This is a genomic window from Pseudomonas sp. R2-60-08W, assembly GCF_003852335.1.
GTDB lineage: Bacteria > Pseudomonadota > Gammaproteobacteria > Pseudomonadales > Pseudomonadaceae > Aquipseudomonas.
Genome location: NZ_CP027731.1, coordinates 4,629,692 through 4,643,857, shown reverse-complemented (window position 1 = coordinate 4,643,857; position 14,166 = coordinate 4,629,692). Strand labels below are relative to the sequence as shown.

The 14,166-nt window shown below is 60.9% G+C and carries 12 protein-coding genes and 1 pseudogene; 7 read left to right on the top strand and 6 right to left on the bottom strand.

Annotation, left to right across the window (positions count from 1 at the left end; translation table 11 throughout):
- Nucleotides 1-25: 25 nt before the first annotated feature.
- Nucleotides 26-1,672: a chaperonin GroEL gene (groL, locus tag C4J90_RS21160; protein ID WP_065887544.1), complete on the top strand. Its 1,647-nt coding sequence runs from the start codon at nucleotides 26-28 to the stop codon at nucleotides 1,670-1,672.
- 78 nt (nucleotides 1,673-1,750) lie between these two features.
- On the opposite strand, the gene C4J90_RS21155 is transcribed toward groL, so the two are convergent.
- Together C4J90_RS21155 and C4J90_RS21150 are read right to left on the bottom strand one after the other, a co-directional pair.
- Nucleotides 1,751-2,470, bottom strand: coding sequence for a phosphatase PAP2 family protein (locus C4J90_RS21155; RefSeq protein ID WP_124420744.1), 720 nt, complete (start codon nucleotides 2,468-2,470; stop codon nucleotides 1,751-1,753).
- Between the two features lie 51 nt (nucleotides 2,471-2,521).
- The gene (locus tag C4J90_RS21150) at nucleotides 2,522-4,471 is read right to left on the bottom strand and encodes an LTA synthase family protein (protein WP_124420743.1); all 1,950 of its coding nucleotides are present in this window, start codon (nucleotides 4,469-4,471) and stop codon (nucleotides 2,522-2,524) included.
- Nucleotides 4,472-4,671: 200 nt separating this feature from the next.
- Between C4J90_RS21150 and colR the strand changes: the two genes are divergently transcribed.
- From colR to C4J90_RS21125, 5 genes are all read left to right on the top strand, one after another.
- A complete protein-coding gene (gene colR / locus C4J90_RS21145) occupies nucleotides 4,672-5,355 on the top strand; it encodes a two-component system response regulator ColR (protein WP_124364237.1) in 684 nt (227 codons plus the stop codon).
- Complete coding sequence (locus C4J90_RS21140) at nucleotides 5,345-6,625, top strand: HAMP domain-containing sensor histidine kinase (RefSeq protein ID WP_124364236.1); 1,281 nt, start codon at nucleotides 5,345-5,347, stop codon at nucleotides 6,623-6,625. The genes colR and C4J90_RS21140 overlap by 11 nt, the downstream gene beginning before the upstream one ends.
- A gap of 188 nt (nucleotides 6,626-6,813) precedes the next feature.
- Nucleotides 6,814-7,494, top strand: coding sequence for a class I SAM-dependent methyltransferase (locus C4J90_RS21135; RefSeq protein ID WP_124364235.1), 681 nt, complete (start codon nucleotides 6,814-6,816; stop codon nucleotides 7,492-7,494).
- Between the two features lie 4 nt (nucleotides 7,495-7,498).
- Nucleotides 7,499-8,218, top strand: coding sequence for a lipopolysaccharide kinase InaA family protein (locus C4J90_RS21130; protein ID WP_124364234.1), 720 nt, complete (start codon nucleotides 7,499-7,501; stop codon nucleotides 8,216-8,218).
- On the top strand, nucleotides 8,215-8,442 hold the full coding sequence (locus tag C4J90_RS21125; RefSeq protein WP_124364233.1) for a hypothetical protein: 228 nt from the start codon (nucleotides 8,215-8,217) through the stop codon (nucleotides 8,440-8,442). The genes C4J90_RS21130 and C4J90_RS21125 overlap by 4 nt, the downstream gene beginning before the upstream one ends.
- A 67-nt stretch (nucleotides 8,443-8,509) precedes the next feature.
- On the opposite strand, the gene C4J90_RS21120 is transcribed toward C4J90_RS21125, so the two are convergent.
- From C4J90_RS21120 to C4J90_RS21110, 3 genes are read right to left on the bottom strand one after another with little or no spacing between them, the layout of a single operon-like run.
- A complete protein-coding gene (locus C4J90_RS21120) occupies nucleotides 8,510-9,607 on the bottom strand; it encodes a DUF1513 domain-containing protein (protein WP_124421240.1) in 1,098 nt (365 codons plus the stop codon).
- Between the two features lie 2 nt (nucleotides 9,608-9,609).
- On the bottom strand, nucleotides 9,610-10,674 hold the full coding sequence (locus C4J90_RS21115) for an imelysin family protein (protein ID WP_124420742.1): 1,065 nt from the start codon (nucleotides 10,672-10,674) through the stop codon (nucleotides 9,610-9,612).
- A 31-nt stretch (nucleotides 10,675-10,705) separates the two neighbouring features.
- A complete protein-coding gene (locus C4J90_RS21110; RefSeq protein WP_124420741.1) occupies nucleotides 10,706-12,133 on the bottom strand; it encodes a di-heme oxidoredictase family protein in 1,428 nt (475 codons plus the stop codon).
- Nucleotides 12,134-12,272: 139 nt separating this feature from the next.
- Between C4J90_RS21110 and C4J90_RS21105 the strand changes: the two genes are divergently transcribed.
- Complete coding sequence (locus tag C4J90_RS21105) at nucleotides 12,273-12,836, top strand: NAD(P)H nitroreductase (RefSeq protein WP_124364230.1); 564 nt, start codon at nucleotides 12,273-12,275, stop codon at nucleotides 12,834-12,836.
- A gap of 479 nt (nucleotides 12,837-13,315) precedes the next feature.
- Here C4J90_RS21105 and C4J90_RS27510 read toward each other — a convergent pair.
- Nucleotides 13,316-13,846 (bottom strand): annotated as a pseudogene (locus tag C4J90_RS27510) (methyl-accepting chemotaxis protein); the annotation flags it as partial.
- Nucleotides 13,847-14,166 lie beyond the last annotated feature (320 nt).

Sequence of the window (14,166 nt, the reverse complement as noted above, 5' to 3'; positions counted from 1 at the left end):
CCAAAGTATTTAAGGAATATCGATCATGGCTGCTAAAGAAGTTAAATTCGGCGACTCCGCCCGCAAAAAAATGCTCACCGGTGTCAACGTCCTGGCTGACGCAGTAAAAGCGACCCTGGGCCCTAAAGGCCGTAACGTGATCATCGAGAAGAGCTTCGGCGCTCCGACCATCACCAAAGACGGCGTTTCCGTCGCCAAAGAAATCGAACTGGAAGACCGTTTCGAAAACATGGGCGCGCAGCTGGTCAAAGACGTTGCCTCCCGTGCCAACGATGACGCCGGTGACGGCACCACCACCGCGACCGTACTGGCTCAGGCCATCGTCAACGAAGGCTACAAGGCCGTCGCTGCCGGCATGAACCCAATGGACCTCAAGCGCGGTATCGACAAGGCGACCATCGCCATCGTTGCCGAGCTGAAAAACCTGTCCAAGCCATGCGCTGACACCAAGGCTATCGCTCAGGTAGGTACCATCTCCGCCAACTCCGACAGCTCCATCGGCGACATCATTGCCGAAGCCATGGAAAAAGTCGGCAAAGAAGGCGTGATCACCGTTGAAGAAGGCTCGGGCCTGGAAAACGAACTGTCGGTTGTAGAAGGCATGCAGTTCGACCGTGGCTACCTGTCCCCGTACTTCGTCAACAAGCCAGACACCATGGTTGCCGAGCTGGACAGCCCGCTGATCCTGCTGGTCGACAAAAAGATCTCCAACATCCGCGAAATGCTGCCAGTGCTGGAAGCCGTTGCCAAAGCCGGCCGCCCATTGCTGATCGTTTCCGAAGACGTTGAAGGCGAAGCCCTGGCGACTCTGGTTGTGAACAACATGCGTGGCATCGTCAAGGTTGCAGCCGTCAAGGCTCCAGGCTTCGGCGACCGTCGCAAGGCCATGCTGCAGGACATCGCCGTATTGACCGGCGGTACCGTTATCTCCGAAGAGATCGGCCTGAGCCTGGAAAGCGCCACCCTGGAAAACCTGGGTAGCGCCAAGCGTGTGACCATCTCCAAGGAAAACACCATCATCGTTGACGGTGCTGGCGTTGAAGGTGACATCGAGTCGCGTATCGCTCAGATCCGCGCTCAAGTAGCCGAGACTTCCTCGGACTACGACCGTGAAAAGCTGCAAGAGCGTCTGGCCAAGCTGTCCGGCGGCGTTGCAGTGATCAAGGTTGGCGCCGGTTCCGAAGTCGAAATGAAAGAGAAGAAGGCCCGCGTTGAAGACGCCCTGCACGCAACCCGTGCAGCCGTTGAAGAAGGCGTGGTACCTGGCGGTGGCGTTGCGCTGATCCGTGCTCTGGAAGCCCTGACCAACCTGACCGGCGACAACGCTGACCAGAACGTTGGTATCGCTGTACTGCGTCGTGCCGTTGAAGCACCGCTGCGCCAGATCGCTGCCAACTCCGGCGACGAGCCAAGCGTTGTGGTCAACGAAGTCAAGAACGGCAAAGGTAACTACGGTTACAACGCTGCGACTGGCGTCTACGGCGACATGATCGAAATGGGCATCCTGGACCCAACCAAGGTGACGCGTTCCGCGCTGCAAGCGGCAGCTTCCATCGGCGGCCTGATCCTGACCACCGAAGCTGCAATCGCCGACAAGCCTAAGGCTGAAGGCGCTGGCGGCGGCGGTATGCCAGACATGGGCGGCATGGGTGGTATGGGCGGCATGATGTAAGCCAGCCTTACCCGGCTAGTTAAAAAACCCCGCCTGCAGCGATGCAGGCGGGGTTTTTTATGGGTGTTGCGCAAGCCGTCAACGGGACGTGGCGGGCTTCGATGGCCGGTACAACAGTAGGCAATACATGCCCAGGCAGATCAGCCAGCAAAATATCGCCGTCCAGACGTTGTGGGAAAAAAAGTGCGCCCCTTGCAGCATGCGGCTCACTGAAAACACGCTGCCCAAGCCCACCGCGAAGATAAACGCGTTGCGCGCCATGCGTGGCCGGCGATCGCGCAGGGCAAAAAACCAGGCGAACAAGGCAAACCCGGTTGCCGCATGTCCGCCGGGCCAGCAGCGACCGGGTTTATCGGTCGGCGGGCGAGCGCTAAGCAGCTCGCTGTAGGTTTCCTGGCCACCGAATTCCTTGAGGCTCCAGGGGCACTGCACGGCGGTGATGGTTTTCAACGGCGCCACAAAGGCCGTTGCCATTGCCAGGGACAGCACCAGGCAGACCAGTTCGCGGCGGTATGGCTTGAGTCGCTGCAGGATGAAGCTGCCCACCAGCCCGAGAATCGCCAGTACCGAAAACAGGATCACCAGTTGCTTGGCGCGATCATGCAGGATGTCTTCGAGAAAGAAGCTATAGCGGCCGATGAAGCCGCCTTGCTCGGCATCGTAGAAGCGTTTGGCCAGGTCCATGTCCAGCGAGGTCAGCTGCAGAAGCAGCAAGACCAATGCGGCGCCGACGGGGAGGCCCAGACACAGCCAAAAATTAAGCGGTTTAGAAACGGGTAGGAAGGCGGGGGGCTTCATGACGAACCTTGGTAAAAAACGTCCCGTACTCACCCGCACGGGACGTTTTGATTAGCGTGTGCTCAGGGCTGGGGCCACTTCCTTGGGGGCTCTCCAACTCAGCAGTTGTTGCTTGTAGTCGTAGCTGGCGGCTTGGTAATAGGTGATCGCCCGCTGGATCAACGGGTCGTCGCTGCCGACGCGCAGTTCCTGGCTGTCCCCCAGCGCCTGGTCATGACGACGCAGGCCTTTGCGCGGGCTGAGAATCGCCAGGTTCGTGCCGTCAAACAGGCCAAGGTGCTGGTAGTTGCCGACCACCACGCGCGGTGGCAGCGGGTTGTCTTGCAACAGGTTGCGGCCGAAGAACGTCGACTCGTAGCTCAGGTTGATCAAGCCCAGCAGCGTCGGCGCCAGGTCGATCTGGCTGGCCAGTTGCGTGGTTTCGCGGGCGTCGATCAGCTTCGGTGCATAGATGAACAGGGGGATCTGGTAGTTGGTGATCGGCAGATCTTCCTTGCCTGCGCTGCCGGCGGTGTGGTCGGCGACGAACACAAAGATCGTGTTATCGAACCAGGGCTTCTGGCGCGCCGCGTCGAGGAACTGGCCGATGGCGTAGTCGGTATATTTCACTGCGCCGTCACGGCCCTTGCCGGATTTGATATCGATACGCCCGTCCGGGTAGGTGTAGGGACGGTGGTTGGAGGTGGTCATCAACTGCAGCAAAAACGGCTGCTGCTTGGCGTAGTCGGCATCGGCCAGATTCAGGGTTTGTTTGTACAGGTCCTCGTCGGCCATGCCCCAGGCGTTTTTAAACGAGATTTGCGCTTCGGGCACGCTGCTCTGGTCGACGACGCGATAGCCATTGCCGCTGAAAAACGCATTCATGTTGTCGAAGTAACCGCGCCCGCCGTAGACGAACACGCTGTCGTAGCCAATGGCGGAAAGCTGCTGCCCCAGGCTGGCGAAACCGCTTTCGCGGCCGATGCGCTTGACGATAGAGCGCCCAGGCGTAGGAGGAACTGCCAGGGTGATGGCTTCCAGGCCACGGTCGGTACGCGTACCGGTGGCATAGAAGTTATTGAAGTACAGGCTCTGTTGGCGCAGCGCATCGAGGTTGGGCGTGAGGTGGCGCTCGTCGCCGTTGCTGCCCATGTATTTGGCGCTGAAGCTCTCGATGGTGACCAGCACGATATTGGGCTTGCGCAGGGTTCCGGGGTTGGTGATGGCGCGGCGGATATCCAGGGGGTCCTGGTCGATGAAACGGGCGTTAGGTTCGCTGAGTTCGGCGCGCAATTGCTTGGCGATCACATCGGTTGGCAGGCTTTTGTAGAACTGCGTGTAATCCAGTTCGTTGTTACGGAACGCGGCAAAGAACTGATAAGGGCCATTGCTGGCCAGTTCGTTTTTGTAGGCGTTGCCACCTTGGGTGCGCGGGCTGTCCTGGCTGATCAATTGCAGGCTGAGGCCGGCGACCACCAGCAAGGCCACTGCATTCACCAACCGGCCACGCAGCGCCGGCAGGGGCGCGGCCATCGCGGCGTTGAAGGGCTTGCGCAGGGCCACGCTGAGGATCAGCGCGAGCATCGCCAAAAGGCTGAGCAGCTTGCCGATCGGGTAGGACTCCAGCAGGTTGTTCAACACCTCATCGGAGTACACCAGGTAATCAACGGCGATAAAGTTGAAGCGCACGCCGAATTCATCCCAGAACAGCCATTCGGCCACCGACGTGAACAGCATCGCGAACAGGCTCACCGTGAGCAGCGCTTGCAGGAACCAGCGATGACCGCGGCGGCGCCACAGCGCCGGCGGGCACAGCAACAGGTACAGCCCCAGCGGTAACGCCGCGTAGGCCAGGAAGCCGAGGTCGTAGAGCAAGCCCACGCCGAACACCGGCAGCAGGTTACCGCCGACTTCATCCAGGTGAGTGATGAGCAGCACGCTGCGGGTCAACAGGAAAACAACCAGCCAGGCGCCGGTTATCAACAGCAGATAGCGCACAGGCGCAGTTTTGGGGAGCCCCATGTCAAATTTCCTTTTATCAATGGCGGCGATCTTCGCGCTGACGCTGTAATCAGTTTGTGAAGCTATAGTGAAAAACTCGTTTGGCTGTGCAACCCGTTGAAAACCTCTATCGACAGGCCTCGCCGCTCTATCCCTGAGCGGCACTTGGCCTTAAGCTGCGCGAGCCAACACGGCCGTTACCGCGTACGGAGACACTGCCCATGCGAATTTTATTGGTTGAAGACAACCGCGATATTCTGGCCAACCTGGCCGATTACCTGGGGCTCAAAGGCTACACAGTGGACTGTGCGCAGGACGGTTTGTCGGGCCTGCACCTGGCCGCCACCGAGCATTACGATTTGATCGTGCTCGACATCATGCTGCCTGGCATCGATGGCTACACCCTGTGCAAACGTCTGCGTGAAGATGCGCGCCGCGACACGCCGGTGATCATGCTCACCGCCCGCGACCAGTTGGACGACCGGCTGCAGGGCTTCAAGTCCGGGGCCGATGACTACCTGCTCAAGCCGTTCGCCTTGTCCGAACTGGCCGCCCGCATCGAAGCGGTGCTGCGCCGGGCCCAGGGTGGCGGGCGGCGTGTGTTGCAAGTGGGCGACCTGCATTACGACCTCGACACCCTGGAGGTCACGCGCGAAGGGCGCATGCTCAAGCTCAACCCGGTCGGCCTGAAGCTGCTGGCAGTGTTGATGCAGAAAAGCCCGCACGTATTGCGTCGGGAAATCCTCGAAGAAGCCTTGTGGGGCGATGATTGCCCGGACAGCGACAGCCTGCGCAGCCACGTCCACCAATTGCGCCAAGTGATCGACAAACCTTTCGCCAAGCCGCTGCTGCAAACGGTGCACGGTGTGGGTTATCGCCTCGCCGAGGGACGTGATGGAGTTTAAGCAAAGCCTTGCCCAGCGGATCATCATCGCTTTTGCCTTGATGAGCGCGTTGGTAGCGGGGGCTTTCGCCATGGGCATCGTCGCGACGGTGCACCTGGTGGAAGAGAAGTTGATTTCGGCGGGCCTGGGCGGCGATCTGCAACGGCTGCTGTTGATGGACAGCATGGAAGACTGGCGACACCGGCCGGAGCCTGACCAGTTGTTTTATTTCAGCGGCGGCCCCGGCGATTTCGAGCTGCCCAAGGACCTGCGGCATCTGGACCCAGGCTTTCATGAAGTGTTTCGCGAGTCGCTGTCTTACCACGCCATGGTCGAAGTGATTGATGGCCGACGTTATGTGCTGCTGCAGGACCAAAGCGATTTCGAAGAGCGCGAGCGCGTGCTGTTTGCCGTGGTGCTGGTGGGCTTTGTGCTCAGCCTGGCGTTGGCGGTGTTTCTTGGCTGGGTGCTGGCGCGCAAGGTGATGGCGCCGGTGGTACGGCTGGCGCGCCAGGTGCGCCATCGCGACCAGTTGCTCGGGCTTGCCCCGCCTCTGGCGCCGGATTATGCCGCCGACGAAGTCGGCGAGTTGGCGGTGGCGTTCGATGCCACCCTGGGTCGCTTGCGCCAGGCGCTGTCTCGCGAGCAATTGTTTACCAGCGATGTGAGCCATGAGTTGCGCACACCCTTGATGGTGCTGGCCAGTTCCTGCGAGCTGCTGCTGGAAAACCCGGCAATCGATCAACGGGGGCGTAACCAGGTCCAGCGAATCGCCCGGGCCTGTGAAGAAATGCGCGAGCTGGTGCAGACCTTCCTGATGCTGGCCCGTGCCCAGCATGACGATGCCGCCATGTCGGCCCAGGTCAACCTGACACAGGTGGCTGAGGACCTGATCGGGATCTGGCGCGGGCCCATCGAGCAAAAGGGCCTTGAACTGATCTACTGCCCAGGCAATCCGCTGGACACACGCTACAACACGACCTTCCTGCATGCGGTGATGGGCAATCTGTTGCGCAATGCACTGCATTACACCGAGCAAGGGTTTATCCGCCTCACCCTGGAGCCCAGCGGTTTTGTGGTGGAGGATACCGGTGTGGGCATTCCTGAAGACAAGCGTGAGGCGATGTTCGAGCCGTTTGTGCGGGGCAGCGAGAAGCGCGGCGAGGGGCTAGGGTTGGGCTTGTCGCTGGTGCAGCGCATCTGTGAGAACCAAGGCTGGAGCGTGACCCTGAGCACCATGGAGCCCAATGGTTGCCGTTTTCATGTCGAATTGGATCAAGTCAAAACCTGACCGCTCAGTCTGACAATTTGCTGCTGCACGACGCCGGTTTTTCAGCGAAGATGGCCCGATGCTACTGAATGTTTCTGTAAAGTCTTGAAATGTATGCAATTGGACAGGACAAGTTTTTCACAACGAGTTGACTTGTTGATCACAGTTCGCTGCTTAGGGTTGTAGGCATCAGTAATTGGAGATGTAAGATGCCTTCGCCGATCAAGTTAGAGTTTTCTGAAAAGTACGACGATAACCACGCTCACCGCTATTTGCTCAAGCATCAGGACAATCTGGCCCGCCGGTGGTCCCACAAACGCGACGAGCAGCTGGCGCGCGCTGCGCTGGCCATGGCCGGTGAGCCAAGCCTGGTATTGGACTTGCCGTGTGGTGCCGGTCGGTTTTGGCCGTTGCTGGCCGAGAAACCCAACCGCGTGATTATCGGGGCCGACAATTCGGCGTCGATGTTGAAGGTCGCCACGGTGGCCCAACCCCCGGAAGTGGTGAAACGGGTACGTCCTTTGCAGACATCTGCCTTTGATATCGATTTGCCAGATAATTCGGTCGACAGTATTTTCTGCATGCGCCTGATGCACCACATCGGTGACCCAGCGCACAGGATGACAATACTGCGGGAGTTTCAACGTGTTACCCGTGACAGCGTGATTATCTCGCTGTGGGTGGATGGCAATTTCAAGGCGTGGAAGCGTAAGCGCGCCGAAGTGCGTCGTCGTAAGAAAGGTGAGCAGGAAGGTTACCAAAACCGGTTTGTGTTACCGGCTGCTACTGTCGAGGCAGAATTCGAGCAGGCCGGTTTCCGGGTTCAGGAATCCCTGGACTTCATGCCGCTCTACGCCATGTGGCGAGTCTATGTATTGCGTAAGAGGTAACAGGATGGCAGTTGAGTGCGTAGTCGGCAGTCATGTAGCTCCCGAAGAACGATTTGATTTTTTCTGGCGCCAGCAGGGCGAATGGGTAGAAGAGCCCAATCGTCGGCGTGGCGGTGAAAGTGGCGTACAGCGGGTGGTCAGTTCCAATGGCCGTTTGCTCTACTGCAAGCGCCAGACCGGCCACATCTACCGCAGTTGGCTGCATCCGTTTGGACGTCCGACCGTGTTGCGTGAACGTGATGCCCTCAGGGGCCTGCGCTTGCTCGATGTACGGGTGCCGGAGATGGTGTTTTGCGAGGCGCGACGCGACCCTGAGCATCAATGGAAAGCCTTGCTGGTGACCGCTTCGCTGGACGGTTTCGACGAGATCGAAAACTGGTACGCCGCCGGTGGCCGTGAGCAATACGGTGAGGAGGTGCATGAACGCCTGCTCAAGGAGCTGGCCGGGACCCTGGCGCGCATGCACAAAGGGCGCTGGCAGCATGGTTGCCTGTATATCAAGCACATCTTCGTACGGGTCACCGGCGAGGGCGATGCGGTGACCGTGGAAGTGGCGTTGCTGGACTTTGAAAAATGTCGCCAGCGTCTGACCGCTTATCGGGCCGCCTCCCATGACATGCTGCAATTGCGCCGCCATTCGTCGTGGAACGACACCGACTGGAAAAAACTCAGCTACTTTTACGAGACGGCGTTTGGCAGCGCTATCAAGGGTTTAACCAGATGAAGCTAGAAATAGCACGAGGTGTGTTCCTGGTCGGGGCGTTGGGCATTGCAGCCCTCGCCCTGGCTGCGTGGGAACAGCCTCGCACACAGGTACTCAGTGCGGCGCAAGGCGGTGGGCTATGCCTGCAGCCACGTGTCGCCAAGGTCAGTGTGGCGGCCAAGCCCGATCATGAATTGCTGTTATTCATGTTCGGGATGTCTCAAGCGATGAGGCCGCAGAGTTGAAGCGATTGAACCCCCCGGAAAGGGCCTTGCGATGCGAGGCCCTTTTTTTTGCCTGGGTGAGCGTGAATCAGATCAGGTGCAGGTGGTTATCCCAAAACCCCGCCGGCAATTCCAACGGTTTGGCCAGTAACTGTTTCTGGCGGCAATCATAGAAGCGGCAACGCCCCTGGCCTGACGTGACAACGAAGCCGTCCGCTACCGCACCCACACCGGCACAGTCGGGCAATGGCCCATCCAGGCGCAACTCGCCGCTGTCCATGTCCCAGATAAAGAAGCGGTTGCCACGCGGCGCCGTCAACGCCACCAGCCGCAGCTCACTGTGCACCGCGACGCTGGCGGTGTAGTGCCCCATCGCCTGCAACTGCGCATCGGCCACCGCAAAGGCCACGAATGGCTGGCCCGGACGCTTGATCGCGAGCAGCTCGGACCGCTCCTGGGACGGCCCCATGAACTGCTGCCCTGTGAGGATGGTGCCATCGCTGGCGATTCCCATATGGCGCACGCTGTTCATCTGCTGGCCCAGGGTTTCCTTGCTGATCAGGCGGCCGTCGCGGTGCATCAGCACCAGGCTCGGCTCCATGGCATTGAGGTTCATCTCCACACGGCTTTCGGCTTCGGTACGAATGCCGCCGTTGGCCACCACCAGGGTTTCGCCATCGGGCATCCAGGAGACCTGGTGCGGGCCGATGCCATGGGTGGAGATTTCTGCGCTGTGCACCAACCGCTCGCCTTCGAACCGATACACACCGAGCAAGCCACGGCCGGGATCGGACGTGTCGTTCTCGGTGGCGTACAGCCAGTCACCGCTCTTGTGGATCACCGCGTGCCCATAGAAGTGGCGATTGGGGTTCGAGGTGATGGTCTGCAGGAGCGTGCCATCACGCAGGTCGACCAGATAACTCTCAGTGCCCGGGCGGCGGGCGACGAACAGCGCGATCGGCAGCGTCGGGTGGTTGACGATGTCGTGGCAGCGCTGGCCGACCTGGGTGGCGAACACCTGCGTGCCGTCCAGGCGATAACCGACGGCGTAGTGCTTGCCGTCGGCGTCATCGCGCGCCGACAGCAGCAGGGGGCCCTTGTCTTTTTGCTTGAACAGCGTCCAGCCGCCCAACGTCAGTGCACTGAGCAGCACGCTGCCAACCGCCAAAGCCTGTCGCCTGAGCATCATCAGTCACCGTCGTTGGCGTTGAAGCCCAATTGGATGCCCAGCGCCTTGGCCAACTCGCCTTCATGCAGGCGATGGACCACGTTGAGGCTGTCATAGAGATCGTTGAGCTGCTGGCGCCCGGCGTCATCGTTCAACAGTTCGTTGAGGGAGCGCTGGTTGCTGGCGAACAGTTTCAGTGACGCGGCATACGCAGCGTCGATCTTGTCGGCCAGGGCTTTCTGATCGGCCGGCAACAGGCCGCGCAGGCCTTTGTTGTCGACGCCCACCCACACGGTCTGGGCTGCCGCGAGGCTGGCTTCCAGGCTTTGCAGGGACGACTGGCTGCGCCAGGCATCGGCCTGGAACGGTTGCGGGATGCCCTTGGTCTGGCGGCCCATCGGCGTGCCGAGTTTTTTCTTCAGGGTATCCAGGGCGGTCACTTGCACGCGCAGCAGGTCGGCAATGGCTTCGTGGGAATCGGCGTAGCGCTGGTTCGGAAACTTGCTCATCTGCGCCAGCATGCCGTCGGTGCTGTTCCAGCTGGCCAGGATCTCTCCGGCCAGGGCTTTCTGACGCTCGCCGATGGCCATCAGCAGCGGGCAGTAACGGGCTTTCTGGGCTTCGTCGGCGACGTCAGGCTTGGCGTCGTAGAGGATATATTCGTAGGCCGACAGGCCTTGCACCACCACACTGGATTTGGCGAGGGCGGCGCCGTCGATCTGTGGCTGGCTGGCGACCAGCTGTTCGACCTGGCGACCCACCAGGTTTTTCTTGTCCGGCCAGAACTGCACCTGCCAGGCGCGGTTGCCTTCAGCCAGCGGACCGATCAGCAGCGGTTGCAACTCGGCCCAGGCTTTTTGCGCGTGGAGGAAGTCGGCGCGGGCGGTGTCCAGGCTTTCCTTGCCCTGGCAGTAGGCGAGGGCGCTGACGGCCAGTTGGCGGTCGGCTTCAACCCAGCGGCTATACGTGGGCAGGATGACTTGCTTGGCGATGGCCGCCGAGGTCACCGCTTGCGGGTCCTGGGGCGAGCAGGCGCCGAGGGCAAGGGCGGCCAGGCTGGTGAACAACAACTTGGGACGGAACATGTCGAGCTCCCTTCTGTAATTGGGGCAAAGCTTATAGAGAATTCAGAAATGCCAGCAACGCGGCGCGCTGCTCGGCGTTGAACGACAACACATGCTGCTGCGCCGCTTGCGCTTGCCCGCCATGCCAGAGCACGGCTTCGAGCAGGTTGCGGGCGCGGCCGTCATGCAGGAACTGGGTGTGACCACTCACGGTTTGCGTCAGGCCGATGCCCCACAACGGCGGGGTACGCCAGTCGCGGCCACCGGCCTTGAATTCGGTACGGTTGTCGGCAAGCCCTTCGCCCATGTCGTGCAGCAGCAAGTCGCTGTAGGGGCGGATTACTTGGTTGGCCAGCTCAGGTTCGGCGGCGTTGGCGGCCGTGGTGAACGTCGGCTTATGACAGCCCTGGCAGCCGGCCTGGAAGAACAGGTTTTTACCGGCCAGCACCTGCGGCGCATCGACGTCGCGGCGCACCGGCACGGCGAGGTTACGCGTATAGAACAGCACCAGGCGCAGGATGTTGTCGCTGACTTCCGGCTCGCCTTCGGGGCCGTTGCCGTTGGGTGCCTGTTTGCAGGCGACTTGGGCGTCGGTGCAGTCATCGAAGGGTCTCAGGGAGGTGGTGAGGCCCATATCACCAGAAAACGCGTGAACATTTTGTTGATTGAGGTTGGGTTGCCCGGCTTTCCAGCCAAATCGCCCCAGCACGGTTTTTTGCGCGGCGTCATCCCACACCTGATTCGCCCGGCCGATGATGGCCTCACGGTCAGCGGTTTTCGGATCGGTGTTGCGCAGGATATCGGCGTCGCTGATGGCTTCGAGCAGCCCCAGGCCGATCATTGGCGGGGCGATGCGCGCAGAGAAACGCGTGTCGGGGTGCATCGGGCCGTAGGCGAGCTGGGTGATCTGCAGGTCGGGCTTGCGCAACTCGACCACCGTACCGTCCTTGAACTGGACGTTGACCGGTGTGTAATCGACCCGCACCTTGCCTTCCGGCGCTACGCCGGGCACGGCCATGTCCTGCAGTTGCCCGCCGTAGACCGGCTCGGGCACCACGCCGAGCTGTTCGATGAGTTTGGCGTAAGGTGCTGCATCCGGGATAGATAAGCGGACCAGCATCGACACGGCATTGGGCGCATCGGCCAGCGGCGGGTGGCCCCGGCCGTCCTTGATATGGCAGTTCTGGCAGGCGTTGGTATTGAACAGCGGACCCAGGCCGTCACGCGCGGTGGTGGTCGAAGGCGCGATCACCCAGGGGCTGCGAAAGAAACTGTTGCCGACGCTGAAGTCCAGGCGGCGGGTGGGCGCCAGGTTGGCCGAGGGCAGGGAAAACGCGTTCTGGTCGCGCTTGTTCACCGTGGTGGCACCGCCGGCGCGCGCTTCACCCGGTTCGGCCTGGGTAAACTGCGGGGCGTCGTCGCAGGCGGTCAGGCCCAGGGCCATCAACGCTGCGCACAGGTGAAGTAGCGAACGGAACATCGAGTTTCCTGAACGAAGGCGGAAAATGTGGGGGCAAAGTCTAACAGGGCGGGGCAGTTTGAATAAGAGCAATTATCGTTTGGTGGCATCCCGATTCATTCCGCTAGAATGAGCGCACATTTTTTTCTGGAGGTGGCCAATGCAGGCTCTCGACGCTTTGCTCAACCGTGTTTCCGTGCCGCGTTTGCTGGAACCGGCACCGACCCAGGAGCAGCGCGACGTGCTGTTCGCTGCCGCCATGCGCGCGCCCGACCACGGCCAACTGCGCCCGTGGCGCTTCCTCACCGTGGAAGGCACGGCCCGTGAGCGGATGGGCACGCTGCTCGCCGAAGCTGCGCGCCTGCAGGATGCCGACGCCCCGCAAGCCGCCATCGACAAAGCCCAGAACGGCCCGTTGCGCGCGCCGCTGGTAGTGGTGGTGATTGCGCGTTTGCAGGAGCACTTCAAGGTGCCCAAATCCGAACAATTGCTGGCCGCTGCCTGCGCGGCGCATGGCATCCTGCTGGCGGCGTATGCCCAGGGGATTGGTGCCGTGTGGCGCACGGGTGAGTTGTCCTACTCGGCCCACGTCGCCAAGGGCCTGGGGCTGGTACCCGGCGAGGAAGTGATTGGCTTTCTCTACCTGGGTACCCCCCAGAACCCGCCGCGCACCGCGCCGAAGGAAGATCTGACACCGTTCGTCCAAGGCTGGACCGGTCTCTAAGACAAAAGTGATCCCAATGTGGGAGGGGGCTTGCTCCCGATGGCGTTGTGTCAGTGACAGATAAGTTGGCTGACACTCCGTCATCGGGAGCAAGCCCCCTCCCACAGTGGGTCTGTGGTGTTGTCTGGATCTTAGGCTGATCCATCAACCTCATTTGCTGGCTGACCGGATGCCCCAAGCGGTACTCGGTCCAAATGTGGGAGGGGGCTTGCTCCCGATGGCGTTGTGTCAGTGACAGATAAGTTGGCTGACACTCCGTCATCGGGAGCAAGCCCCCTCCCACAGTGGGTCTGTGGTGTTGTCTGGATATCAGGCTGATCCATCAACCTCATTTGCTGGCTGACCGGATGCCCCAAGCGGTACTCGGTCCAAATGTGGGAGGGGGCTTGCCCCCGATGGCGGGGTGTCAGTTACAAACAATTTGACTGACACTCTGTCATCGTGGGCAAGCCCCCTCCCACATTGAGGTGTGGTGTTATTTAAACCTTGAACTGATCCATCAACTTCATTTGCTGGCTGGCCAGGGCATTGAGCTGGCTGCTGATGGCTGCCGATTCGGTGGCTTGGCCGGTGAGGGTTTCGGTGACGGTTCGGATCGCGGAGACGTTGCGATTGACCTCTTCTGCCACCGCGCTTTGCTGTTCGGCGGCGCTGGCGATTTGCAGGTTCATGTCGCTGATCACCGTCACCGCGTCGCTGATTTTGCCCAGGGCCTGCACGGCCTGATGGATCTGCCCGGCATTGCTTTGGGCCTGATGCTGGCTCGAATGCATGGTCGCCACCACGCCACGGGTGCCGCTCTGGATACGTTCGATCACCACGCGAATTTCCTCGACCGAATCCTGGGTGCGCTTGGCCAGGTTACGCACCTCATCGGCCACCACCGCAAAACCACGTCCGCTTTCCCCGGCGCGCGCCGCTTCGATCGCCGCGTTCAACGCCAGCAGGTTGGTCTGTTCGGCAATGCTGCGGATCACTTCCAGGACTGAACCGATCTGTTCGCTGTTGACGGCCAACGCCTCGACTTCGCCGACGGCCTTGCTGACTTCTTCGGCAAGCGTGGTGATATCGCGGGTGCTTTGTTCGATGATCGACATGCCTTCGCGTGCCGACTGATCCGCGCCGCGTGCCGCGCTGGCGGCATTGGAGGCGCTGTTGGCGACGTCATGGGCGGTGGCGCTCATCTCATTGGACGCGGTGGCCACCTGGTCGATTTCGCGAAATTGCACCTGCATGCCTTCGCTGGTCTGGCGCGCAATGGCCGAAGACTGGTCGGCAGTGCCGCGCGCTTCGGTGATGCTTTGTTTGATCTGCGCGATAGTTGGTTGCA